This is a genomic window from Pseudomonas medicaginis (assembly GCF_965119365.1).
GTDB lineage: Bacteria > Pseudomonadota > Gammaproteobacteria > Pseudomonadales > Pseudomonadaceae > Aquipseudomonas.
Genome location: NZ_OZ221631.1, coordinates 5,656,633 through 5,681,566 on the forward strand (window position 1 = coordinate 5,656,633; position 24,934 = coordinate 5,681,566).

At 58.2% G+C, this 24,934-nt stretch carries 14 protein-coding genes; 5 read left to right on the forward strand and 9 right to left on the reverse strand.

Annotation, left to right across the window (positions count from 1 at the left end):
• Positions 1 to 31 precede the first annotated feature (31 nt).
• Positions 32 to 3,502: a hybrid sensor histidine kinase/response regulator gene (locus ACMTA2_RS24815; RefSeq protein ID WP_413792180.1), complete on the forward strand. Its 3,471-nt coding sequence runs from the start codon at positions 32 to 34 to the stop codon at positions 3,500 to 3,502.
• A gap of 189 nt (positions 3,503 to 3,691) precedes the next feature.
• Here ACMTA2_RS24815 and ACMTA2_RS24820 read toward each other — a convergent pair whose 3' ends face one another.
• Both ACMTA2_RS24820 and ACMTA2_RS24825 read right to left on the reverse strand, forming a co-directional pair.
• Entirely contained in the window at positions 3,692 to 5,080 is a 1,389-nt protein-coding gene (locus tag ACMTA2_RS24820; protein ID WP_413795718.1) for a DNA recombination protein RmuC, read from the reverse strand.
• A gap of 188 nt (positions 5,081 to 5,268) precedes the next feature.
• Positions 5,269 to 5,592: an SEL1-like repeat protein gene (locus ACMTA2_RS24825; protein ID WP_413792181.1), complete on the reverse strand. Its 324-nt coding sequence runs from the start codon at positions 5,590 to 5,592 to the stop codon at positions 5,269 to 5,271.
• Between the two features lie 952 nt (positions 5,593 to 6,544).
• Here ACMTA2_RS24825 and ACMTA2_RS24830 point away from each other — a divergent pair.
• The 3 genes from ACMTA2_RS24830 to ACMTA2_RS24840 all read left to right on the forward strand — a co-directional run bounded on the left by ACMTA2_RS24830 (position 6,545) and on the right by ACMTA2_RS24840 (position 8,917).
• The gene (locus ACMTA2_RS24830) at positions 6,545 to 6,769 is read left to right on the forward strand and encodes a hypothetical protein (protein ID WP_053124246.1); all 225 of its coding nucleotides are present in this window, start codon (positions 6,545 to 6,547) and stop codon (positions 6,767 to 6,769) included.
• A gap of 246 nt (positions 6,770 to 7,015) precedes the next feature.
• Positions 7,016 to 7,498, forward strand: a complete 483-nt coding sequence (locus ACMTA2_RS24835; RefSeq protein ID WP_413792182.1) for a hypothetical protein — start codon at positions 7,016 to 7,018, stop codon at positions 7,496 to 7,498.
• A gap of 144 nt (positions 7,499 to 7,642) precedes the next feature.
• Positions 7,643 to 8,917 (forward strand): OmpP1/FadL family transporter, encoded by a 1,275-nt coding sequence (locus tag ACMTA2_RS24840; RefSeq protein ID WP_413792183.1) that lies wholly within the window; start codon positions 7,643 to 7,645, stop codon positions 8,915 to 8,917.
• 89 nt (positions 8,918 to 9,006) lie between these two features.
• On the opposite strand, the gene ACMTA2_RS24845 is transcribed toward ACMTA2_RS24840, so the two are convergent.
• The 3 genes from ACMTA2_RS24845 to ACMTA2_RS24855 all read right to left on the reverse strand — a co-directional run bounded on the left by ACMTA2_RS24845 (position 9,007) and on the right by ACMTA2_RS24855 (position 11,405).
• Positions 9,007 to 9,558, reverse strand: coding sequence for a glutathione peroxidase (locus ACMTA2_RS24845; RefSeq protein ID WP_413792184.1), 552 nt, complete (start codon positions 9,556 to 9,558; stop codon positions 9,007 to 9,009).
• Positions 9,559 to 9,739: 181 nt separating this feature from the next.
• Entirely contained in the window at positions 9,740 to 10,948 is a 1,209-nt protein-coding gene (locus ACMTA2_RS24850; RefSeq protein WP_413792185.1) for an MFS transporter, read from the reverse strand.
• 52 nt (positions 10,949 to 11,000) lie between these two features.
• Positions 11,001 to 11,405: a MarR family winged helix-turn-helix transcriptional regulator gene (locus ACMTA2_RS24855; RefSeq protein WP_413792186.1), complete on the reverse strand. Its 405-nt coding sequence runs from the start codon at positions 11,403 to 11,405 to the stop codon at positions 11,001 to 11,003.
• 446 nt (positions 11,406 to 11,851) lie between these two features.
• On the opposite strand from ACMTA2_RS24855, the gene ACMTA2_RS24860 reads away from it, so the two are divergent.
• Positions 11,852 to 12,127 (forward strand): helix-turn-helix transcriptional regulator, encoded by a 276-nt coding sequence (locus ACMTA2_RS24860; RefSeq protein ID WP_413792187.1) that lies wholly within the window; start codon positions 11,852 to 11,854, stop codon positions 12,125 to 12,127.
• A gap of 205 nt (positions 12,128 to 12,332) precedes the next feature.
• Here the strand turns inward: ACMTA2_RS24860 and ACMTA2_RS24865 are convergent, their stop codons facing one another.
• From ACMTA2_RS24865 to ACMTA2_RS24880, 4 genes are all read right to left on the reverse strand, one after another.
• On the reverse strand, positions 12,333 to 17,039 hold the full coding sequence (locus tag ACMTA2_RS24865) for an RHS repeat-associated core domain-containing protein (protein WP_413792188.1): 4,707 nt from the start codon (positions 17,037 to 17,039) through the stop codon (positions 12,333 to 12,335).
• Positions 17,040 to 17,160: 121 nt separating this feature from the next.
• The gene (locus tag ACMTA2_RS24870; protein ID WP_413792189.1) at positions 17,161 to 20,064 is read right to left on the reverse strand and encodes a hypothetical protein; all 2,904 of its coding nucleotides are present in this window, start codon (positions 20,062 to 20,064) and stop codon (positions 17,161 to 17,163) included.
• Between the two features lie 54 nt (positions 20,065 to 20,118).
• On the reverse strand, positions 20,119 to 22,482 hold the full coding sequence (locus ACMTA2_RS24875) for a hypothetical protein (RefSeq protein ID WP_413792190.1): 2,364 nt from the start codon (positions 22,480 to 22,482) through the stop codon (positions 20,119 to 20,121).
• Positions 22,479 to 24,896 carry a hypothetical protein gene (locus tag ACMTA2_RS24880; protein ID WP_413792191.1) on the reverse strand — a complete coding sequence of 806 codons (2,418 nt, stop codon included), beginning with the start codon at positions 24,894 to 24,896 and terminating at the stop codon, positions 22,479 to 22,481. The genes ACMTA2_RS24875 and ACMTA2_RS24880 overlap by 4 nt, the downstream gene beginning before the upstream one ends.
• Positions 24,897 to 24,934: the final 38 nt, after the last annotated feature.

Here is a 24,934-nt window from a genome sequence, read left to right on the forward strand (position 1 = left end):
CAAGTCCCGGTGTCTTTGTCGGGGAGTTTCCATGTCGTTGTCCAGCGGGCTGATCGCCGTTGTCGCCCTGGCCTATATGGCCATCATGTTCGCCATCGCCTTCTACGGCGACCGACGCAGCACACCGCTGCCGCCACGGGTGCGGGCCTGGGTCTACAGCTTGTCGCTGGCGGTATATTGCACCAGTTGGACGTTCTTTGGCGCCGTGGGCCAGGCCGCCGAACAGCTCTGGTCATTCCTGCCGATCTACCTCGGGCCGATCCTGCTGCTGGTGCTCGCGCCGTGGGTCCTGCAGAAAATGGTGATGATCAGCAAGCAGGAGAACATCACCTCCATCGCCGACTTCATCGCCGCCCGCTACGGCAAGTCCCAGTCCCTGGCGGTGGTGGTCGCACTGATCTGCCTGGTGGGCGTGCTGCCATACATTGCCTTGCAACTCAAGGGCATCGTGCTCGGGGTGAACCTGCTGATCGGCGCCGGCGCCGATGCCATGGGCACCCGCGCCCAGGACACCGCCCTGATCGTCTCGCTGATCCTGGCGCTGTTCACCATCGTGTTCGGTACCCGCAACCTGGACGCCACCGAGCACCACCGTGGCATGGTGTTGGCGATCGCTTTCGAATCCCTGGTCAAGCTGCTCGCCTTTCTCGCCGTCGGCGCATTCGTGACGTACGGCCTGTACGACGGCTTTGACGACCTGTTCAACCAGGCGATGCTCGCTCCACGCCTGGAGCAATACTGGAAAGAAACCATCAACTGGCCCTCCATGGTGGTGCAGACCGGGGTGGCGATGATGGCGATCATCTGCTTGCCGCGGCAGTTTCACGTGACCGTGGTGGAGAACATCGAACCCCAGGACCTGCGCCTGGCCAAGTGGGTATTCCCCGCCTACCTGGCCCTGGCTGCACTGTTCGTGGTGCCCATCGCCCTCGCCGGGCAAATGATGCTGCCCAGTTCGGTCCTGCCGGATTCGTTCGTCATCAGCCTGCCCCTTGCCCAAGCTCATCCGGCACTGGCCGTGCTGGCGTTCATTGGCGGTGCCTCGGCGGCCACCGGCATGGTGATCGTGGCCAGCGTGGCGCTGTCCACCATGGTTTCCAACGACATGCTGCTGCCCTGGCTGTTGCGCCGCAACGCCGCCGAACGCCCGTTTGAAGTGTTCCGCCAGTGGATGCTGTCGGTGCGTCGAGTCAGCATCGTCGTGATCCTGTTGCTGGCCTATGTCAGCTATCGGCTGCTGGGCTCGACGGCGAGCCTGGCGACCATCGGCCAGATTGCCTTCGCCGCCGTGACCCAGCTGGCCCCGGCCATGCTCGGCGCGTTGTACTGGAAACAGGCCAACCGCCGCGGCGTGTTCGCCGGCCTCGCCACGGGCATCTTCCTGTGGTTCTACACCCTGGTGCTACCGATTACCGCCCACAGCCTGGGCTGGTCGCTCAGTAGCTTCCCGGGCCTGGCCTGGTTGCACGGCAATCCCTTGAACCTGCCGATTACCCCGCTGACCCAAGGGGTGGTTCTGTCCCTGGCCGGTAACTTCACGCTGTTTGCCTGGGTGTCCGTGCTGTCGCGTACACGCGTCTCGGAACACTGGCAGGCCGGGCGATTCATCGGCCAGGAAATCAGTGCCCGCCCCAACCCTCGTTCAATGCTGGCGGTGCATATCGACGACCTGCTGCAACTGGCCGCGCGTTTCGTCGGCGAAGAGCGGGCGCGGCAGAGTTTCATTCGCTTCGCCTACCGCCAGGGCAAAGGCTTCAACCCGAACCAGAACGCCGACAGCGAATGGATCGCCCACACCGAACGCTTGCTGGCCGGCGTACTCGGCGCCTCTTCGACACGGGCTGTCGTGAAAGCGGCCATTGAAGGGCGGGAGATGCAGCTCGAAGACGTGGTCCGGATCGCGGACGAAGCGTCGGAAGTGCTGCAGTTCAACCGAGCCCTGTTGCAAGGCGCCATCGAGAACATCAGCCAAGGCATCAGCGTAGTCGACCAGTCCCTCAGGCTGGTGGCATGGAACCGTCGCTACCTGGAGCTGTTCAATTACCCGGACGGCTTGATCAGTGTCGGCCGGCCCATTGCCGACATCATCCGCTACAACGCCGAACGTGGCCTCTGCGGCCCAGGCGAGGCGGAAGTCCACGTCGCCAGGCGCTTGCACTGGATGCGCCAGGGCCGTGCCCATACCTCCGAACGGCTGTTCCCCAACGGTCGCGTCATCGAGCTGATCGGCAACCCGATGCCCGGGGGCGGTTTCGTCATGAGTTTCACCGACATCACCGCCTTCCGTGAGGCTGCACAGGCGCTGACCGAAGCCAACGAAGGCCTGGAACAACGGGTGGCCGAACGCACTCGGGAATTGTCTCAATTGAACCTGGCCCTGACCGAAGCCAAGAGCACCGCCGAAGCGGCCTATCAATCCAAGACCCGCTTCCTGGCAGCGGTCAGCCACGACCTGATGCAGCCACTCAACGCCGCACGACTGTTCTCCGCCGCGCTGTCCCACCAGCACGACGCGTTGCCGGGCGAGGCCCGGCAACTGGTGCAACACCTGGACAGTTCACTGCGCTCGGCTGAAGACCTGATCACCGACCTGCTGGATATCTCCCGCCTGGAGAACGGCAAGATCAACCCCGACCGTAAACCCTTCGTCCTCAATGACCTGTTCGATACCCTCGGCGCTGAGTTCACGGCACTGGCCCAGGAACAAGGCCTGAAGTTCCGGGTTCGCGGCTCGCAGTTGCGGGCGGACAGCGACATCAAGCTGCTGCGGCGCATTTTGCAGAACTTCCTGACCAATGCTTTCCGCTACGCCAAGGGCCCGGTGCTGCTGGGCGTGCGTCGGCGCAACGGCGAGTTGTGCCTGGAAGTCTGGGATCGCGGGCCGGGCATCGCCGAGGATAAGCTGCAGATCATTTTCGAAGAGTTCAAGCGCCTGGACAGCCACCAGACCCGTGCCGAAAAAGGCCTCGGGCTGGGCCTGGCCATCGCCGACGGGCTATGCCGCGTGCTGGGCCATACCTTGCGCGTGCGTTCCTGGCCGGGGCGCGGCAGCGTGTTCAGCGTCAGTGTGCCGTTGGCCCCTGCCCAGGCCGTCGTACCGAGCCCCGTGGCCGAGCCCAACGGTCACCTGCCCAGCGGCGCCCAGGTGCTGTGCGTCGATAACGAAGACAGCATCCTGATCGGCATGAACAGCCTGCTGACACGCTGGGGTTGCCAGGTGTGGACGGCGCGCAACCGCGAGGAATGCGAGCGTTGGCTGGCCCAGGGCGGCCGACCGCAACTGGCGCTGGTGGATTTTCATCTGGACGATGGCGAGACGGGCACCGAGCTGATGGCCTGGTTGCGCACGCGCATGGGGGAACCGGTACCGGGGGTGGTGATCAGCGCCGATGGCCGTCCCGAGACAGTGGCCCAGGTGCATGCGGCGGGTCTGGACTACCTGGCCAAGCCGGTGAAACCAGCGGCATTGCGGGCGTTGTTGAGCCGGCATTTGCCGTTGTGAGAAGCATTATTTCTGCCTGACACCTAACCTTGTGGCGAGGGGATTTATCCCCGCCCGGCTGCGTAGCAGTCGCAAACTGGCTTGTACGGTCATCTGTTGCACTGCGGCGGGGGGCTTTTGGGGTTGCCTCGCAACCCAGCGGGGATAAATCCCCTCGCCACAGGGCTTTTCGCCAATCAAGGGGTTACATCAAGCGCTCGGGTTAACATTGGACGCTTCCGGCAGCTCCGGCAGCCCATCCACATCCGTCATCGCCCGCTCCAGCAAGTCGGCCGGCAAACTCTTGCTGGCCCGGGCGCCGAGCAGCTTGAGTTGTTCGCTGCGGCTGATCAGGTTGCCGCGCCCTTCCGTCAGCTTGTTGCGCGCCGCGCCGTAGGCTTTGTCCAGCTGCTGCAAACGACTGCCGATCTCGTCCAGGTCCTGGATGAACAGGACAAACTTGTCATACAGCCACCCCGCCCGCTCGGCGATTTCCCGGGCGTTCTGGCTCTGGCGCTCCTGCTTCCACAAACTGTCGATCACCCGCAGCGTCGCCAGCAAAGTGGTCGGACTGACAATCACGATGTTGCGGTCGAAGGCTTCCTGGAACAGGTTCGGTTCAGCTTGCAGGGCGGCGGAAAACGCCGCCTCGATCGGCACGAACAGCAACACGAAATCCAGGCTGTGCAAACCGTCCAGGCGCTTGTAGTCCTTGCCGGCCAGGCCTTTGACATGGGCGCGCAACGACAGCACATGTTGCTTGAGGGCGAGTTGGCCGATGGCATCGTCTTCAGCAGCCACGTACTGCTGATAAGCCGTGAGGCTGACCTTGGAATCGACCACCACTTGCTTGTCGCCTGGCAGATAAATCAACACGTCCGGCTGGAAACGCTCGCCGTCCGGGCCCTTGAGGCTGACCTGGGTCTGATACTCGCGGCCCTTTTCCAGGCCGGCATGTTCCAGTACCCGCTCAAGGATCAGCTCGCCCCAGTTGCCCTGGGTCTTCTGGCCCTTGAGCGCCCGGGTGAGGTTGGTGGCTTCGTCGCTCAGGCGCAGGTTCAGTTGTTGCAGGCGCTCCAGTTCCTTGCCCAGGGAGAAGCGCTCCCGGGCCTCGGCCTGATAACTTTCTTCAACACGTTTTTCGAAGGACTGGATGCGCTCCTTCAGCGGATCGAGCAACTGCCCCAGGCGTTGCTGGCTGGTTTCGGCGAAGCGCTGCTCTCGTTCGTCGAAGATCTTCCCGGCAAGCTCGGCGAACTGTGCCCGCAGCTCGTCTCGCGAACCCTGCAGGTCATCCAGGCGTTGTTGGTGGCTCTCCTGCTGCTCGCGCAGTTCGGCTTGCAACGACGCCGCCTGGGCATCGAGCCGTCGCAGCTCGGCTTCCTTGTTGGCGCGCTCGAGGTTCCAGGCGTGGGCCGCATCCCGGGCATTGTCGCGCTCGATCTGCAGCAGGTCGACTTCACGACAGGCTGCGGCAAGCTCGGCTTGCTTGGCGGCGTTGGCCTGGCTCAGGTCGCTGATCTCGTCGCGGCAGGCATCGAGTTGGGCGTTGAGGCCATCGTGGGCCATGTGGGCCGTGGCCAGGCGCTCCTCCAGCAGGGCCAGTTCGGTCTGTGCGGCGGCGGCTTGGCGTTGCAGGTGCCAGGCCAGCACCAGCAACGGCACCGCAGCGCCTGCCAGGCCAAACAACAGGCTGGTCAAATCCATAGCCATGACAATTCCTGCCGATCAAATAAGGCCCGAAGGTTAACCAAGCGGCTGGAGGTTGCCCAGCTCAGTTTGCGATTTCAGTCTTCGATTTCACCGAGCGCCCGACGGGCACGATCATCGCCCGCCCGAGCGGCCTGGCGCAGCAGGTCGTGGCCGATGCGTCGATCCCGGGCGTTGCCGCATTCACGGCACATCAACTGTCCGAGGCGACTTTGCGCAGCCACTACGCCTTCACGGGCCGGCTGCTTGAGCAAACGACCGGCCAGGTGCTTGACGCTGGGGCTGTCCCCCAGTCGCGGGCTGTCGAGCAGCCACTCCGCCACTCGCATTGAAATACGCTTGGGTGGGGTAACACCAGGGGGTGTGTCGGTAACAGGATTTGATACTGAGCGAAACTTCATAAAACACTGTGGGACAGATCGGAAGGCGCGCCACTCTACTCCTTTTTTCGTACGGGTAAAGCCGAAAAAAAACCGGCACGCCCGTGCTAGAGCAAGCGCTTGGGACAATCCACAGAAGCTGTGGATAACTCAGTGGACAACCCACCCTGAAGCCGCGCAAAGCCCTGTGGAACGGGGCCTGCGCTCAAACTGACGATTTTTTCACCAGTAAAAAAAAGCGATGTTTTTCATTGACTTAAATTTTGGATACAGGCACCCACCCCGGATTGTTTCGACATGACAGTACGGTGACAAGTGGCGTAGCAAGTGTGCACAAGTAACAGGCGAACCGGTTATAACACTGCGATTTTTTGGCGCATCCGGCGGTAAAAGCTGGGGATAACCTCTGGTCGCGCGCGCAGCGGCGGCGGCATGGGCGCACTTGCAAGCATCGGTTCCTGTGCTACGCCTTCACTCCCCGCAGCGATTCCGTGCCCGCTTGAATATTTTTTAACCAGCCCTCTTCCCTTCATGGGATCGATCCGTTAGTATCCCCGGCGTTAGTACCAAGCTGAAAGTCAATTCCGGGTCGAACACATCTCCGCGGTCAGCCATCCTCCAAAGGACGCCTCACCGGAAAAAGGAGACCGACCCCCTCGATGGTTTCCAGGTAACCTTGCGTCAACACAGCCTTTGATCGAATGCAAAGGGTGTTGCCAGGCTCATTACTCTGACCGAACCAACCTGCAAAATTGATCAGGATCTTCACCCCGGGCCCAGAACCTTTGCCCTCGATGTGTTGCCTGCCCTCCTAAGTACCTACCTGCCAGCCCAAGCGCGCACTTCATATAGCGCTCAAACTGGCTGCTTTGTTCCAGTCGGGTTCTTCGTTCGACCAATGGTGGTCGACGTTACTGGAACGTTTTAACGCTGCACGGTTCTTAACCGTGTCATTTGCAGGAACACCCATAACATGTCCAATCAAATCCATGCACAGGATGCTATCCGCACCCTCACCAACGCCTTTGCCCCGATGAACTGCCTGATCATGGCCGCTCGCAAGGGCTGCTTCAGCTTTACGCTGGTCAACGAACACGGCATCGCCCGTCACAGCGAACGCCTGTACCCCGACCAGTACTCCAGCGCCGAACCGTTGCAGGCCGTAATCGAGCGTACCCGCCAGGCACTGGTTGCCTGAGACGCCAGAAAAAGCTGAAACCCCAAAGGCCCCGCCCAGAAAGCGGGGCTTTTTATTGCCCAACCAAGGGATATAACAGTTATAACCGTTCGCTGAAGATGTTTTAAAAACAGTCCTTTACAGCGGAAATATGACACTACACTTCAAGTCAAGCGGCATGATCCGCTTCCGGCGGGGCCTGGACCGATCCACCGCTGCCAAGCCCACACACTTCAGGCTCCGCCCCTCTCACACTTCGAGGGTTTTATGGGTATCGCTGCCAGCGAACTGTGTCGATATGTGATCCGCCCGACGCTCCTCTACCTTGAGCGTCACAGCGCAACGGCGGAATCCTTGTTGCTGGGCATTGCCGCCAGCCAGTCCGCCCTGGGTTCAGCCCTGCATGATCGGCGCGGGCATGGCCTGTATCGCATCACCGAACCCCGACACCAGGCACTCTGGGACCACTACCTGGCACGAGACCCGGAGCGGGCCAGCCTGGTGCGCGGCCTGGCCAGCCAGCATGCCTTTCTCAGCGGCCCGCACCTGGAATTGACCGTCAACCTGCGCTATGCCACCGCCATCGCCTGGTTGTTGGTGGAGGAACAGAACACCTCGCTTCCCGACGCTGGTGACCTGCTGGGCATGGCCCGTATCTGGCGCCAGACGTTTTATCCCCAAGGGCGCCTGCGAGATTTCACCTGCGCCTGGCAACGCTGTGTTGCTCCGCTGAATCAGGTCGCTTGCTGACGAGGAATTCGGAAAGTTCTTACAATGGTCGCGAATCTGGTCGGATTGTCCTACAAAACCGCTCTAAATCAAGCCATACAGGCTATAGCGCTTGAACGAAAATGTTGGTAATTTTCGCCCCGGTGATCACCAGGAGTTCTAACAATGAAAAAAATGATGCTCAAAACCACCCTTGGCCTTGCCGTTACCTTGGCATCCACACAACTTTTCGCCAGTGGGTTTGCCTTGAACGAACAAAGCATCAGTGGCATGGGCACTGGTTTCGCAGGACGTTCTTCCTCTGCCGATGACGCCAGCACCGTGTTTGGCAACCCTGCCGGCATGTCCCGCCTCAAGCGCCAGCAGGTCACCGGTGGCTTCGCCGCCATTGATGCCTCCACCGATATCGACGATGCCAGCGGCACCCAGTCCGGTACCAACAAAGGCGACATGGTCCCGCTCACCGGCGTCCCGATGGGTTATTACGTCAAGCCCATCGACGATCAATGGGCGTTCGGCCTGGGCGTGTATGCGCCTTTTGGGTTGATCACCGATTACGAAAATGGCTTCCAGGGCCGTAGTTTCGGCAGCAAGAGCGAAGTGAAGGTCGTCACATTCCAGCCTACCGTCAGCTACGCCTTCAATGACAAGGTATCGATCGGCTTCGGCCCGACCATCAACCGTATTTCCGGCTCCCTGGAGTCGCAACTGGGCGTCACAGGCCTGCCTGAAGCCGGCGTGAAGATCAAGGGTGATGACATTGGCTACGGCTACAACTTCGGCGTGCTGGTCCAGGCAACCGACACCACTCGTGTCGGCCTGACCTATCATTCCAAGGTCAAGTACAAGCTTGAAGGCCACACTGACGTGAACCCAGGTGCCGGTACACCGGCCTTTTTTCTGACCGACGGTCGCTACGACGCTTCGCTGGACATCACCACCCCTGAGTCGGTGGATTTTTCGGTCACCCAGCAAATCAACGATGCCTGGACCGTCTACGCCGGCAGCACCTGGACCCGTTGGAGCCGCCTGAAGGAAATCACCGTGGAGAACGAAGGCACCAGCAGTGGCGGTGGTTTGTTGAACCCTGCTCTCGGCACCATCACCGAGGAACAGAACTGGCACGACACCTGGGCCTACGCCATCGGTACCTCCTACCAGTTGAACAAACAGTGGGTATTGCGCACCGGCCTGACGTTCGACCAGTCGCCGACCAACAACCAGGACCGCTCCCCACGCATCCCAACCGGCGACCGGACCATCTTCAGCCTGGGTGCCGGCTGGAGCCCAACTGACGACCTGACCATCGACGTGGCGTATTCCTACCTCAAGGAAGAAAAAGTCAAAGTCGGCGGCAGCAACGCCCTGGGCCAGTCCTACAACGCTGAATACGAAAACAGCGCCAACGGTTTCGGTGTCGGTGCAACCTACCGCTTCTGATGGTTCAAAGCGAAGCTGACCCTTCGCCACCTGAAACGAAAAAAAGCCCCGCACTCTGCAAGGAGACGGGGCTTTTTCGTGGCTGGCGATCAGGGTTTGGAGGCGATGGCGGCTTCCACGGCCTTGATGAAGTCGGGATCGTCGGGCTTGATCCGGCTGGAAAAACTGGCGACGACCTTGCCCTGGCGGTCGACGACGTACTTGTAGAAATTCCATTTCGGCGCGCCGGACTGTTCAGCCAAGTGCCGGAACAACGGTATCGCATCCGCACCACGCACCGGCTGCGGCTCGGTCATGGTGAAGGTCACACCGTAATTGACGTAGCAGACCTTGGCCGTTTCGGCGCCGTCCTTGGACTCCTGCTTGAAGTCATTGGATGGCACACCCAGCACTTGCAGCCCTTGGTCCTTGTAGCGTTGATTCAACGCCTCGAGGCCTTTGAACTGTGGGGCGAAGCCGCAGAAGCTGGCGGTGTTGACCACCACAAGGGGCTTGCCGGCGAAGCGTTGGCACAGGTCGATGGTTTCCTTGGCCCGCAGCTTCGGCAACGAGCCCTCCAGCAAGGGCGGGCAACCGGCGGCCCAGACTTGCCCGGTCGCAGCCAGCAACAGGGCGGGGACAGCAAACCAGCGCATCAACATGTCGGTTTTCCTTAGAAGCCTGTCAAACCACGACGTTACTCGCAGCGCCCGATGCCGTCCATTGTTCAGCACGTGCCCATGCCCAGTTGCATCAAGGCCAACCCGCCCTGATGCCAGCCCCACCAGGCGAACGCCAGCAGCAGACCGGCACCGACAGCGATCAACCACGGGCCGATGCGACTCATGCCGCACCGACCTGGACTTGCAGGCGCGCCACCGGCCGCTCACGCACCGGCCAGTTCAACGCCGCCGCCAGCAGGCTGAGCAGAATCGATACTTGCCAGATCAAGTCGTAGCTGCCGGTGCGGTCGTACACCACCCCGCCCAACCAACCACCGAGGAACGAGCCCAACTGGTGGAACAGGAACACGATCCCACCCAACATCGAGAGATTTCGGACACCAAACAGGGTGGCGACGGTGCCGTTGGTCAATGGCACCGTCGACAGCCACAGCAAGCCCATCGCGATGCCAAACAGGTACGCCGTCGTGGTGGTCACCGGCAGCCACAGGAACAGTCCGATCACCACGGCTCGCAATAGATACAACCCGGTCAACAGGCGTGGCTTGGACATGCGTCCGCCCAGCCAGCCAGCGGTGTAGGTGCCGAAGATGTTGAACAAGCCAACCAGGGCCAGCACTGTCGTACCGACACTGGCGGCCAAGTGCTGATCCACCAGGTAGGCCGGCAAATGCACGCCGATGAACACCACTTGGAAACCACAGACGAAAAACCCCAGGGCCAGCAGCCAGAACCCCGAATGGCTGCACGCCTCGCGCAACGCTTCGGACAGGGTCTGCTCAGGGCCGGACACCGTCAACGGCGCGTCCTTGAGCATGCTCACCAGCGGCACGATCAACGCCACCAGGAGCCCCAGCGCCAACAACGCTGCCGACCAACCGAGCCAGCCGATCAACCCCAGCGTACCTGGCAGCATGGCAAACTGGCCGAAGGAACCGGCGGCACTGGCGATCCCCATGCCCATGCTGCGTTTTTCCGGCGGCACGGCGCGCCCGACCACCCCCAGAATCACCGAGAAGGACGTGCCCGACAGACCGATACCTATCAAGAGCCCCGCGCTCAACGACAAGGACCATGGCGAGTCGGCCATGCCCATGAACATCAGGCCGACGGCATAGAGAACGCCACCGACCAGCACCACCTTCGCCGCGCCGAAGCGATCCGCCAGCGCGCCGGTAAAGGGCTGAGCCAGGCCCCAGATCAGGTTCTGCAAGGCAATGGCGAAGGCGAACACCTCACGCCCCCAGCCGAACTCGGCGCTCATGGGCGCCAGGAACAAGCCGAAGCCGTGCCGCACGCCCAGTGACAACGCCAGAATCAGCGCGCTGCCCACCAGGACCCAACCACAGGTACGCCACATCGATGTCATTCTTATTCTCCGCTCGCGGGTATATACCCGCTTGTGTTCGAACGAGACGGCTTCAAGCCAGCTCGTCCAGCAAGGCCAGCAACGCCGTGCGCTTCTCGGCGCCCAGCTTATCGATCAACCGTTGTTGCGCCGCTTCCCAGGCCGGCAGCGCTGCCGCCAACCGGGCATGCCCGGCTTCGGTCAGCTCGACGATGCGGTTACGCAGGTCCTCACCCTCGGCCAGCCTCACCAGGCCCTCGCCTTCCAGCACCCGCAGGTTTCGCCCCAGGGTGCTGCGGTCCAGGCCCATGGCCTCGGCCAGGGAAGAAATACTCGGCTGGTCCAGGCGCACCAGGTTGTTCAGCAAAGAATACTGGGCGACGTTGATCCCGAAGCCATCGAGAGCGCCGTCGTAATGCCTGCTGACGCCACGGGCGGCGCGACGCAGGTTGATGCACAAGCATTGGGAAGGAAGCATGGGTGCGTGTATATACCCGGGATTGGTGGAATGCAAATTTAAATCAAGGAATTCGCCCCTCACAAATCTTGTGGTGAGGGAATTTAGCAAAACGTCGCACCGCCCCGCCGGGTCGCGAAGCGGCCCTGAAATCGGACATCTTGATGTATCAAAGTGGACTACATGGGGCTGCAGCCCAGCCCAGCGGGGATAAATCCCCTCGCCACACAAACCGTGAAAATTCCTACAATATCAAGCGCTTTATCTGACAGCCTTTTCGATCATCCCTCATTAGAGTCCACGCACCTGTAATGTCTGACAGGTTTCAGGCAGCCTGAATCGAGATATAACGAACCCGTGCCTCCGGCCCCATAGGGTCTGAAGAAGGGCCGTGTGAACCATGCCATCACGCAGTAGGAAGATTCCGCCGCCCCTACGCCATCAATGATGATGAATGGGAGATTTCCATGTATCACAGCACCGTCGTTCCTGGACATCCATCGCCCTACCAGGCTCGCTTTAACCAGCTCGAGAACAAACAACCTCCGTCCATCCGACTGACCAACCGGGAAAAAGAATTTCTGCAATGGAGCGAGGCCGGCAAATCGTCTTGGGAAATCGCCGTGATCGTCGATTGCAGCGAGGCCAACGTCAATTACCACTTCAACAACATCCGCCGAAAATTCGGCGTCAGTTCGCGTCATCTCGCGGGGAAAATTGCGCGTGAGCAGGGGTTGATCTGAGCCCTTGAATCCCCCCTCACATCGGCAGAGTGTTGATTGATTCTCTCGATGGATTTCCGATAGATAGATTACCGCTCAGCTCAACTGCAACGACACATCAGCCGACAAAAATGCACCGCCATGGACAAGTTAGGCTTGGTCATGACGGTGGGCTGGTTGAGTTTGCTCGGGCTAGTGGGACCGCACAACTCGCGAAAAACAACTATTACACTCTCCTTCTGATTCTTTCCAGCTCGCGATCAATTCGGGTCAGCTCCATTTCGTACTCCCCCTGATCATCCGAGCGATGATACCGCCTCTCGACCTGGTCCCTTTCATTTAAAAGCTCCGTCGCCCTTTTCGGTAAGAAGTACTCTTCTTCATGAGCAAGTGTTTTTACAGACTGACTCACCGGACGACTCAATGGACGTGATTTTACTAGACGAGGGGCGGGCTTTATGGCTGATTTTGGGCGCCTATCTCGGTGTGGTTCAATGCTGGCCTTCTGTCGCATTGCAGGCCCCGGTAGGGCACTCTGGCTTGATTGGGATGGACGTTCAAATAGTCCATAGTCAAAGTCGCCAGATTCATTGATTTCGGAAAAATTTCGAGTTTCGACCGCTGCGGTCATTTCATCGAAAACTTGCTTAGTCTGCTCGGAAACTGTGGCCGGCTTGGGAACTTTTGGCGCCGTCCGAATCCCCAGCTTTCTTCCAATATATCTAATAAAACCCAAAACTGGCCCATGCCCATTCGGGTCGCTCAGATTAACCGGGTTCCCCAGACAATAAGCATAGGCATTCATCCCCCCCTCCCCAAACGGACTCCAACTGTCCGGACTATGAAACCTCATCAACGACGGATTGAACGCCCGATAGCCTTTTCCCAACAAATACCAACCGGTTTGCGTCTCCCGCCGTTCACCGTTGTAGCCCAAGTGGCTGCCGACCGCAGCCTCTTCAGCGCGATGGCCGTACGGTGTGTAAGCCACCGCCTGGGCGGCATCCTGCCCAATTTCGCAGAGCACGGTGTTCTTGTTATCCCCGGCCAGCAATAACGACTTTGGGTCAGCACCAGCCTGATGCTCGGCGAGCACCACGTTATCTGCACGCAGGAATGTGCTGCTATTGGCGCCCTTGATCTGGTTCGTCAGTTCTCCGTCCTGATAGAAGCGCTGCTCTTGCCCGCTTCCATCGTCCAGGCCGGTCAACGTATCCAACGGATCGTAGCTGTAGCCAGCAGGGGGTTCGCCCGATTGGCCGCTGACGGAAATCAGCCGTCCGAGAGGGTCGTACTCCAGCGTACGACTCTCTTCGTCGCGGATAAGGTGACCGTCCAGGTTGTATTCCAATTCAATGATCTCAGGATAATCCTCATGAGTGTTGGTGACTTCGCGCAGTTGCGTAGGATCGGGCAAATCCTGGTATTTATAAATCGCCCGGTTGAATCCGCCGGTAAAGTAGGTCAGCACCAGCTTGAGGTTATCCAACGCGTCGAACTGGAACATCTGGCGGTCGATGGGTTTGCTATACGGATCAACGGGCGGCTGGGTGCCGGTACACGTGTAGTCAATCAGACGCCCACGCAGATCATAGGTGTAGTTTTCGTCCCGCAGCACGACAGCCCCCTGAGTCAAGGTCCGCTGTTTCAGGCCATCAACATCGTTGTAGACCTGGCTCAGTTGCTGTTCGACGCCATCGAGATCAAAGGTGCGCAAGGTTTCACGACCGAACTCGTCGTACTGCAGGGTGATGCCGACGCTCTGTCCACTGAGGCTGTCGTGAGTGTGGATAGTGGCGGTCTGGCCCAACGCGTCGTAGGTAAATGTCGACGCAGTAGTGCCCAGTTCGGTGTACTCCAGCCGCCCCTGGTCGTCATAGCGATAACTCTGCTCCTGACCCAGGACATCGGTGTAGCCAAGCAAACGACCGAGTCGGCTGTAACGGTAATGCATGGTGTATTCGCGGCCTTCTACGCTTCGTTTCTCAGTTTTCGGCTCTCCGGTACTGTAATACTCACGAGTGAGCTGCAAGCCTTGTTCCTGGCAACTGGTCAAGCGTGCGTTCTCCCGGTCATATTCATAGTCGGCGGCAATACTGCCCGCCAGGTTGCGTCGCAGAGGTTCGGTGCCCAGCTCGGGTTGATACTCGTACTCGATGACCTTGCCACTGGGCGTGGTGACCGTATGGGGCTGCGTTTGCCCGGGTTCGTAAGTGAAAACCTGCTCACGACCGCCAGTCGTCGACTGGATCATCCGGTCTAGACCATCGAATACCTGGGTCCCGAGCTCAATTTCATTGACGCTGATTAAAGTAGGCAGGTCCTCGCGGCTGTGTTCAGCATAACTGCGCCGAACCACGGCGGTGTCCGGCAGGGTGTTTTCCGTGAGCCGGTCGAAAGCGTCGTAGGTATAGAGCGTGACACGTTCGAAATCCGGGAATCCGACAACCTCTTTTGCGGTCCGCCCCAGCCCGTCATAAAAATATCGATGCAGGCTGATGGGTTGATCGGACAAATCGCGCCGTTCGGTGCGGGTGGGTTTCTCGAAGAGGTTGAGCCATGTCTCGGTGACGCCACTGACTTTCGGGACGGGTACGAGGCCTTCGCGCCAGCTGCGCTGGATCGGCCCTTGCGACTCGGACGTACCGATCGGGTCGGTCTGCTCGAAGGTCTTCACGCCATCCGGACCGGTGACACAGTATTGTGCGCCCCAGTCGTCGTACTCATATTCCGTTGCCAGGATCCGTACGTCCTCACCCAGCCAGTCGTACTCGACATCCTTGATCAGATTACCCAATGCATCGTACTCAGCGGCGTAGACCTGACGTGGTGTACTGGCGCGGCTGGGATTATCCGCATCGTCCCGTTCTTCATAGATGGCTCGATTGAGCCCATCGAACTTCGTACAGGTTTTCACCCGTTTGACGTCATACAGCCGTTGTTCGGCCTGTTCCCCCGCATTGGCACACAGAAAATACTCATAGCTGCGAAACGCCGCGAAAGCGGTGCCGGGCGCTACGGTTTCACGGGTCACGCGTCTGAGCGCGTCATAGGCGTAGTGGATTTCCACATTGTTGTCATCGCGGTTGAGCAGTGGCTCGCCGTTGAGCACCGAATGCCACAACGTGACGACTTTCTGCACATTCCTGTCCTCTTGCTCGTGATCAAAACCCATCAGGGTTTCAACCGTTTGCAGCACGCTTTCCTTGAACAGCGGGCTATCGAGGGTGCTGTAGGCAAATTCGGTGACAGTCTCCTTGCCACCCAAGGTCACCGTCTGGCCCGAAACACGCCCATGGAGGAACGCATCGGTCCGGTCATCGAAATGCTCGAAAAGTGTCCTCTCCAGCTCGGCTTCAGTGCTTCCAAGCTGCACCAGCGTCTGGCTCTCGATGGCGAGCCATTTCTTGAGAGAAGATTCCCCTACTTCAGACAATGCCTTGTAGCGATAGCGGGTGGCCAGCGTCGGGGCCTGGCCATCGGACGAGGGAGCCGGGTTGACGTTTTTCTCCTTCAGGTTACGCACGAAGCCCTCGGGATCGGCCGGACACCCATCGCTTTCTGTGGAGGGATACCAGGTACTGGTTTCGATAACACCATTGGCCAAGGCCTGCACCCGAAGGTTGCCGTATATGTCATACGTATTGCTGACGACTTCGCTGCGCCGGCGGTTCGGATTGTTGACTAACGACCAACTGGTTCTCACCGTCTTCGGCAATTGGCAATACTGGACTTGCCCGTCGAACTCGACATCCGGGTCAACGTAGTACGTGGTTTCAACCGTCTGGACGTTATTGTTCTGGGTGGTCGTTTCGTGGGTCAGCAAATGAAATTGATTGAACCGACGTTCAATCTTCCGTGCCTGCCGCGGCTCCGGTCCCGAGTCATCAGGGACCCAGTGGGTTTCGATGCAACCGTATTCGTAGGCGCCGATGTGCTTGTAGAGGTTGTCGAGACCGTCGTTGTCCCAGGACAGACGCAAGCCGCCACCCAGAAAATTCGTTTCGATGTCACTGTCAGGCAGTTGATAGGTGTAGCGAACATCGACCGGAGGCTGGCCGAATCCCGGCTCGGTAAGGTGCCGGGTCACCCGAGGCAACGACGTACGGCCGCTGTTATCGGGGAATTGATGACCGTTGTCTTGATAGAATATTTCTTCCAGCCCGCCGGTAGGGGTCTCTACCCGGGTAATGCACACATGATCGCGGATGCGGTTGTAGCCAAAACGCCAGGATGCTTCGTTCTCGGTCGGCAGGGTGATGCGACTGACGTATTTGTCAGAGCCTTCCAAGGTCATGGCAAAACGCGCCAATGGGCCACCGTCGGGGCCGGCGAATGGCTGTAGCAGCACCTCGAGGGACGTACTCTGGCGCTCGACCGTCAGCAGAGTCTGGTTGGCGTCATCCTTGACCCATGCCAGTATCTGGTCGGTGCCACTGAACGGGGTATAGCCGAGCGTGACCGCATGCCCCGTGGCTGAACGCATCTCAACAGGCAGGGCCACCTCAGCCTGAGAACTGCCCAGCACTTCCAGTATTTCCACCAGGCCGGACTTGTGCACGACCCGGTAATGCCTGTCGTCATCTTGGTAGAAGTGAAAACTGTCGAGTTTTTTTTCCTTCATCACCAGCTGACCACTGACGGTGTCGCTGCCGGTGACCTTGAAGGTTTCCCCTGTGCTCAGGGACAGAATCTGGCTGGCGGGCGTGTATTGGGATAATTGCAGATTCCAGCCATGACCATAACCGCTGTCTCTGGTATTGAGCGGGTTATATATCAAGTTCAGCGGAACATCCGGCCCGCGCAAAAAATTGGCTTTGATGTCGGGCAAGCTGATTGCAAATGTATATTGCCCGGTGCGTGGATCGACACCGCCCTCCATAAAGCTCATGAAGTTGAAAGCATTGGAATGTACGGAATTCGAGGCGGCCATTTTTCAAGTCCTCATCTATTTAAATAACGCCTAGCCCACGACAGGGCATCGCCGTCAATACCTTAGGTCTGGCAACGTCTGGATACGCCCGTGTTTTTTTTCAACCGGGCGTAAACATTTATTATCTGTCCGCAATAGCTTCAGGCGTGAACAACGAGTTTTCCAAATAGTTGCGATCCCCTACGATGCTTGGCGGGAGGAAGGCAATTCGTCGCCAGTGTGGATTGCCTCGCCGGTCTATCAATAGCACCGCCAGGTCACGAGACAGTTTGTCACGTGACATATTTCCCCTGGGGATATACGGGATGCGATCAGAGCGATGCAATGTAATGACCAATGTGCCTTGCTCAAACTTGCTCTGATTAACGTCAATATCAAGACTTTCGCTCTTTACAACATCCTTTAAGACATTGTCAAATTTAACCTTTTCAACGCGTTCATCTTTTAACGGATCCTTGAAGATATAGCCCGTCCAACTGAACATTGTCTCAGCCAGTTGCTCGCTTTCCCAACGAATGGTCGAGGTCTGGGGAGCTAGATAAATATCGCTTCCGTCGACGGAAACAAACTCCAGCGTTTCAAACGCAGTCCCCGGGATCGCTCCAAGCGCGCCCTTGTATCGTAACGTCCAGTAATCGACAGTACGCAAATGAAAGTCAAAATCATCCTCTTCCGGATCCCCCGGGGCATGGGACCCACCATCAACCCTGGCCCTGGCGAAATCGTAGTCATCCGGTACGAACGAGGGGATGCCCAGGGCGGTAACCTCGATTGTTTTGTTGTTATCGGTGAAATCGGTCGACTTCCACCACTTCTGGTCGCTGTCCGCCTGGAACGTCGCATGAAACTTCCTTACCGAATTAGCGCTTGCTCGGGTGTGGAGATAGATATCCTGATTGCTGACGCTACCGCGCGAGCTGTCTGGCGCAGCAGCTCTGGGTGAGGCCAGTTCAAAACGATTTTGATACAAGCGACTGCGCCATGTCTCACCATCCCATGCCGGAATACCTTCGAGCGGCTCTTCAACAGGTTCTATTTCATCCTTCGTGTCGTCATCCACCAACCTCAGGCTGGCCTTCTCGGTGACGCTCAACGGGTACTCGACCTGATCGACGGGGGCGGTCTCGATCACTATCTGGGCCGCGAGCTGCTGGTAGCCATTGGCATACAACGAACCCAATCGCCCCCCTTCGAGCCCGCCAGCCACTTTCACGGTAAATTGTGAAAGCGATTTCCAGCTGGGCTCGGGCTCAAGTTCAGAAAGCTCAACGACGCTGTAACCACTGGACAAAACCACGCCGTTGCTGACTATTTCGCATTGTACGACGCTGCTGGACGCCAGGCCCTGCGCCAATGCGGTGAAACGTCCCGTGGCACTGACGGCGCCGGCGCCACTGATGACTTTCCAACGCCGGGGGAGGCCGGGCAGCAGCGTAGCGTCATCCCTCAGTTGTATCTCTACGGATTTTCGTACCGCCGGGACATAAGCAGGATCGATCCGCAGTTGTTGCTGTGCATTCACCAGCACCAGGGATACGCGCCGTGCCTCAGGACCTGTCACTTCAATCTGTTGAACAGCCAGGCCTTTGGCTCTGGACCGGGCATCCGGTGTGAACGTTGCCTGGTTACCTTGCTGGCTGAGCGTCCCGTATTCAGGAGACAGCGGAGCCCACGTCACGCTCGTGGCGTCCGCCGTAGAGGCCTTCAGCACAATGGATTGCGATTGCGTCCTGACCGGATAAACCGCGCTTCGCGGCGCCACCGTCACGCTGTCATACACCACCAGAAGCAAGGCCGATGCGGTATAGGTAACGCCCCCAGCGAGATACTCGGCGGTGACGACCACATGCAGGGAATCATGTCCGATAACGCTTCTGGAGGCTGCGGTATAAAGCCCGGCCGCGATCGAGCCATGCCCTGCAGCGCGATGGCTCTGCAGACTGACCGCTTCCCACTTCTTGGCCTGAATCTCGCTCCCGTTCCAGTCCAGCAACCGGAAGCGCTGGCTGCCTCCGGCCTGGATGGTCTGGAAAGCAGGTTCCAAGCTAATGCGGGTGCGTTTCGCAGCGATGTTGCCGAACACCGCCAGGTCGGCCGGCACATGTCGCTCGCGCTCTACGAAAATATTGTCGCCGGGAAACAGCAGGTTATTGAGCACGTCCAGCTGGTTGTCTTCGATGTGCGGAATCATCGCTTGGGAAAGAACCAGCGCAGCGGTATAGCGATCACTGCCATCGGGCTCCTGATCATCGGGGAGCAGATAGGGAAAGTCGCCCGTCGGAGGAAAGTTGCCGTCGGCCGTATTGCCCCGCAGCCGAATGAAAATCACCACCCCGCCCTCACCGAAGTTCAACGCTCCTCGGATCTTCGCGCCCGGAGCCGCCTGGGTAAGAATGCGAAAGGATGTCGGGGTCAAATAACTGTAGCCTTTAAGTTCAAGCATCCCCAACTGAAAGACACTTCGATGCGCGGGCAACTCCTCGAAACTTTGTTTGAAGAAACCCGATAGGTATGTATTCGTTGACTCATCTTCACTGAGATTACAGCGAAAATTTACCCCTTCAGACAAGTTCAATTTCACCTTGCCTTGCTTGTCGATTTCACCAACGACCATGGACAAGTCAATATCCATTTCGAGCGTGTAACCCTGTGCCTCCGTGATATTGAATATCGACGAAAGCGTCTTCGACGCACCAGCAGCTTGACGAGAAGCGGTATAGCGACCGCTTAAAATATTCATCGTCACGACCGCTGTGGAATTGGTCAGCGACGCGGTGTTGAACGACAACCGCGGTTGGCCCAGCGTAATACTCTCCAACTCGACATAACGGCTTTGAAGTTCATCCAGAAAGACTTTTCCACCAAAAGGCGGGAGGAAGCCAAGCCCATTGAAACGTTCGATATATTGCTGTTCCAACAAACGATTCAAGCGTTCCCGACTGAATATTGAGACAGCGCCCCAGCCTTGGGTCACCGAACCCTGCTGCATACGCCTAAGCAGACTTTCCAACGAATTGACAGACATAATATTGCCCTCTGACTCACTTAAGAAGCAAAGCAATAAAACTATGGCCGTTCGCTATTGACTCAGCGCCTGTAGCACGGTCGGGTAATCGGAAAGGGGCAGCGGCAGGATGATATGGCCTTCGAAAATACCGAAGTCACCGCCGTCCACCGAGACAGCAATCAAAACGAATCGCTCTTTAGCTCCAGGGCTGTCGCTGTACAGGCCCGTCGACGCATCGATCGAACCCGGCCCACCGAGCGGGAGCGACCACTCGCCATCCCGGCGTTGATTGTTGACAAGAACCTGCAATTGAACCTGCCCACCCGGCAAGTCCGGATTGTCTACCAGCTGTACGATGGCTCCGGGCTCAGACTGAAGAACCAGAACGTAGGCAGATTGGCTCTGCGTACCCTGGCTTACCTCGATTTCATCAAGCACATAGGCTTTCGTGGACACCTGTGGGCCAGCGATATACGCGTGATCACCACCAGGCTTGTCGCTGACGACCACGGTACCGCTTTCACCCTCAACGGGATTCTTGATGTCCCACTCAAGCACGCCCCCTTCCAGGTGACCGGCCGACAACTCGACCCGCTGGCCGTGATAACACATCTGAATTTGCGGGTTGACGGTAATCGGGTTCGCCAGGACCGTCAGCACCGTCATGCTTCGCTCACTGGTGAGTGGATCCAAGACCACGACCAGTACCCGGTTATAGGTACCGGCGATCGCGTGGGCGGGTGGCGCTTGGTAAAGGCCTGTCTGGGCGTCGATTTCACCTGGATCGCTGGCGCTTCCGGAAAAATTCTCCACCGACCAGCGCAGGCCGGCATGTTCAGGCGTCGTGCTCAATTGAAAAGGTCTGCCGGCGGCGACCCTGGGTTGCTGCTCGACGATGGAGAACGACGAGCCGGCGGCATTGATCCGACCGAACATTGCCAAATCGAAAGGCAAGGCGACATGGGTCGGTTGCGCGACGCTGCGGCCTATCAACTCCATGCCGGTCAGGAAAGTTTGCGACGAAGTCGTCGTCAGGGTGGTAGAGAACCGCTCAAGAATTGCCCTCTTCACCGTATTGGCGACGAAGTCCTTGATCTGCTCCAGTTCCCCGGGCTCGATCGACCCAGGAAGTCCGGAGACATGACTCACCTCTTGCGTATCGGTGTACGGTACGAACAACTGACCTTCCATGGCCGATGCGCCGGACTCATCCGCCGACAACCGGAACTCATGGTGCAGGTTGATGGTGAAGGTTGCCGTCTGCGTACGCCAGGCCGTGCCGCCTGAAGGACGGTATCTGAAAGCCAGTGAGAACTCGCCCTGCCAGCGTTGTACCACCTCGTCCTGGCCAAACTCGACGGTCAGTGGCAATGCCCCGTCCGCCGCCGAAAAACTGAAAGGCTCGGACTCGAATTCATAATCAAGGGTGTTGTAAGTGCCTGCTCTCACCTGCAGGGCGCCGCGCCGGGCCACCATCCTGGCCAACCCGCCGTCCTGGTCCTCGGAGCGCTGGAAATCAACATCCTCGAGTAACTGTACGAGTGCATGACCGTACGCAGCGCGATGAATCAACGGTAAGGAAAACAGCGCCGTGGCCGAATAGGATTGCTGGGCATCATCGTCGGGGATCAGGTACTTGAAGCCGGAGTCATCGCCAGGGAAGCTCCCCGCGCGACCATCGACCATGCGCCCGAACAGCAACACCGCGCCGTCCTCGGTTCCGGGAGTCAACGCCTGTTCATCGCGAACCTGGGTCCGCACATCGACGCTACTGGCGAACATGAACGGATTTCCCTCTTCGGGAAAGGTGGCCAGGGTATAGACCCGCCGGTCTGCCTCCAGTCCCTGAAACCAGTCCTTGAAAAGCTGCCCGGCTTCACGCTGTTCCGTCGGGGTGTTGAACGATTTGAGCAAGACCTCCTCGCTGTCCGCCAGGTCCCACCTCACGCCGTGAGCATCTGCGCGCAATGCCAAGTCCAGCGCCAACTGCGAGCCATTCACAGGATCGAAGGCGGAGACGCTGGTGATTTTCTTCCGGCCCTGGACCGTCTCCACCATCATATGGGTCCCCTCCACCACCGCTAGGCTCAAGGATGCCTTGGGGTGCTGGAAACTGGCGCGTTCAAAGGACTGCACCGGCGCGGCCAATCTGAAACCTGTGAGGTGATGAGTAATGTTGGTCTCGGGAATCTCCATGGCGCCGGTGATAGCGCCCAGGTCCGTGCCCTGACTTAACCGAGTGATGTAGTCCTGCTGCAATCCAAGGTTGAGTTCGCGTCCTTCCAGGGCAACGATCAGGTCCCACCCTCGCATTTGGGAACTGCCGTTCATCCACGCCAACAGACTTTCCAGCGAATTACCGGCCATGACATTGACTCCAGAGGGATATGGGCGAATAACGGGGATCGAGACGGCTGCTTGATGACCGATGTTCATGGGCTCGGCACCTGAAGCAATTGGGGTAGCTCAACCAGAGGCAGTGGCAAGATCAGGTGCCCTTCGAATTTGCCGAATGGCCCACCATCCACCACCGCAAAAATCAGCACGAATCGTTCGGTGGCTGTCGGGGCCATCCGGTACAGCCCCATTGAATCGATTGAACCAGGCCCCCCCAGAGGGAGGCTCCACTCAGCGTCCGGCATTACGTTTGTATTGACGATGGCTTGAAGTTGGACCGTTCCCTGCGCAATGTCTGTGCTGACAATCTTGACCGTCGCGCCGGGTGTACCTTGCAGCGCCAGGACGTGAACGGATCGGGTCTGGTTGGTCCGGGTGTTTTTGACTTCGACTTCATCGACTATGTAGGTTTTATTGGCAACCTCCGGGCCATGATGGTAGGTGTGATCGCCCTCGGGTTTATCGCTGGGGAGCACCTCGCCACTTTCGTTGGCGACCGGATTCTTGATCGACCAGATCAGTTCGCCACCACCCAGGGCGCCTGCGGCCAATTCGACGCTGCTGCCGACGTCGCAAATCTGGATCAACGGGTGGACGGACAATTCGTTGATCAGTACGGTTACCAGGGCCGAACTGCGGAAACCCGAAGCCGGGTCCGTCGCGGTGATCCGCACTCGTTTGAAACGCCCTTCGATCGAGGAGGCCGGTGGCGAACGATATAAGCCATCGGTGCTGATGGATCCCGGATCGCTGGCGTCTTCAGCCAAATTTTCCACGTTCCACCGCACCCTGCTGATGACAGGGGTGGTGACGAATTGCTGGGTATCATCCTGCGGCATCAGCGGCTGGATCGGGCTGATCACGAAGGAAGTCTGGGTTGGATCAACGCGACCGAAGAAGCCTATGTCGTATGGTGAACGAATCTGGACATGCTCCAATTGCATCCCGAAATTCATTTTGATGATGCTATTGATGAGGGGCTTTATTGCAACTCTGAAATTAATTTGTAGATGCAGCATAATCTGCAGTAGTGCTATGCCAATCAGCCTGTGCACACCCTCGGCCCACTCTATTATCAATCGGATAACAAGCCCAAAAATTATATCTTCAATCCCTTTTTCCGGCCCGGAAGCGGAATTTGATTGTCGAGCTGGGTCTTCGGGTGCTCTTGTTATAAATACGTTAAATACAATAGGCTTCATGACCGTCTCGACAACGCCACCGATGCCTGCGACATCAGTCAACGCAAACTCTGCATCAAGGCTATATAAAAATTTCACCCCCAAATCAACAGGACCAACCTCTTCTTCCGCAATCACGTAATACATCTTCAGATTATCAACACTTTCCGATCGCCAGTGCATAGAAGCCCCACGCGGACCGAAAATCAATGTAAAAGGATGATCACCACTTGCCGGAACCAATGAAGTTCCTCGACGCACGATTACAGGTACAATTTCTCCCTCGTACGACACACCCAGCTCGTACTCGCTAGCGCCACCAACAACCATATCGCCGCTTCTTACAACTACTGACTGAAGTTGACTACCGTTATACACATACTCCAGATCATCGGTAGTAAATAGTCGTTTCACCGCATTGATCAACTTCTGCTGCCACCCCAACAAAGGTGACAAACGCATCCAGTCGAACAACACCGTAGCCGAGTAGTCCTTATCAGCATCGTCTGGAATCAAATATTTGAAACTCGGACCGAGGGGATCGCCTTCCTCGCTACCCTCCATACGCACCAGGGCCAGGATAGCGCCGTTGCCGTGCTCGGATGAGCCTGGGTCCCGTGCAGCCGCTCCGCTCGCCTGGGTGCGCAGAGCAAATGACTGAGGACGCATCGATTCGCTGGTTCCGCGCTCGATCCTGCCCAGCGGCCAGATCCGTTGATCGTCAGGTAATTGATTGAATAAATCCTTGAAGAAATCCCCGCCCAATCGTTGTTCGTGCGGAGTTTGACCGAAGGTCAGCCTAAAGTTATCGCTTTTTTTCAGGTCCAGGATAACCCGACCGTCGACATCGACTTGCCCCCCCACTTGACTCAGTAGTAAGTCCAGATATAATTTCGGCCCCTGCAGCGGATCTATTTCATCCACTTTTTCAGCCTTCCAGCCAACACTTTCCTTTTTTAGCGTTAATTGGCTGCCACCTATTACCGACATGGTGAGCATGGCCTTGGAATTATTCAGGTCGGCATTTTCAAAGGACAGTAACGGAACATCCATCACGAAGTCATTGATGAACTCCATCCAGCGATTTTCGATGATCGGCACCTCGCCCCTGATCGGAGGTAAATAGCTTCCACTATCGAACCGACGTATATATTCCTGGCGCATCAATAGATTCGCCTTGTTCCGTTCCAGGGCGACAATCATCCCCCAACCGAACAGTCGCGAAGTATCTTTCATCCAGGCGAGCAACGCCTCGAGAGAGTTAGTTGACATAATCACGACCTCGTTAACTTTTCAATCAGGTTTTCTTT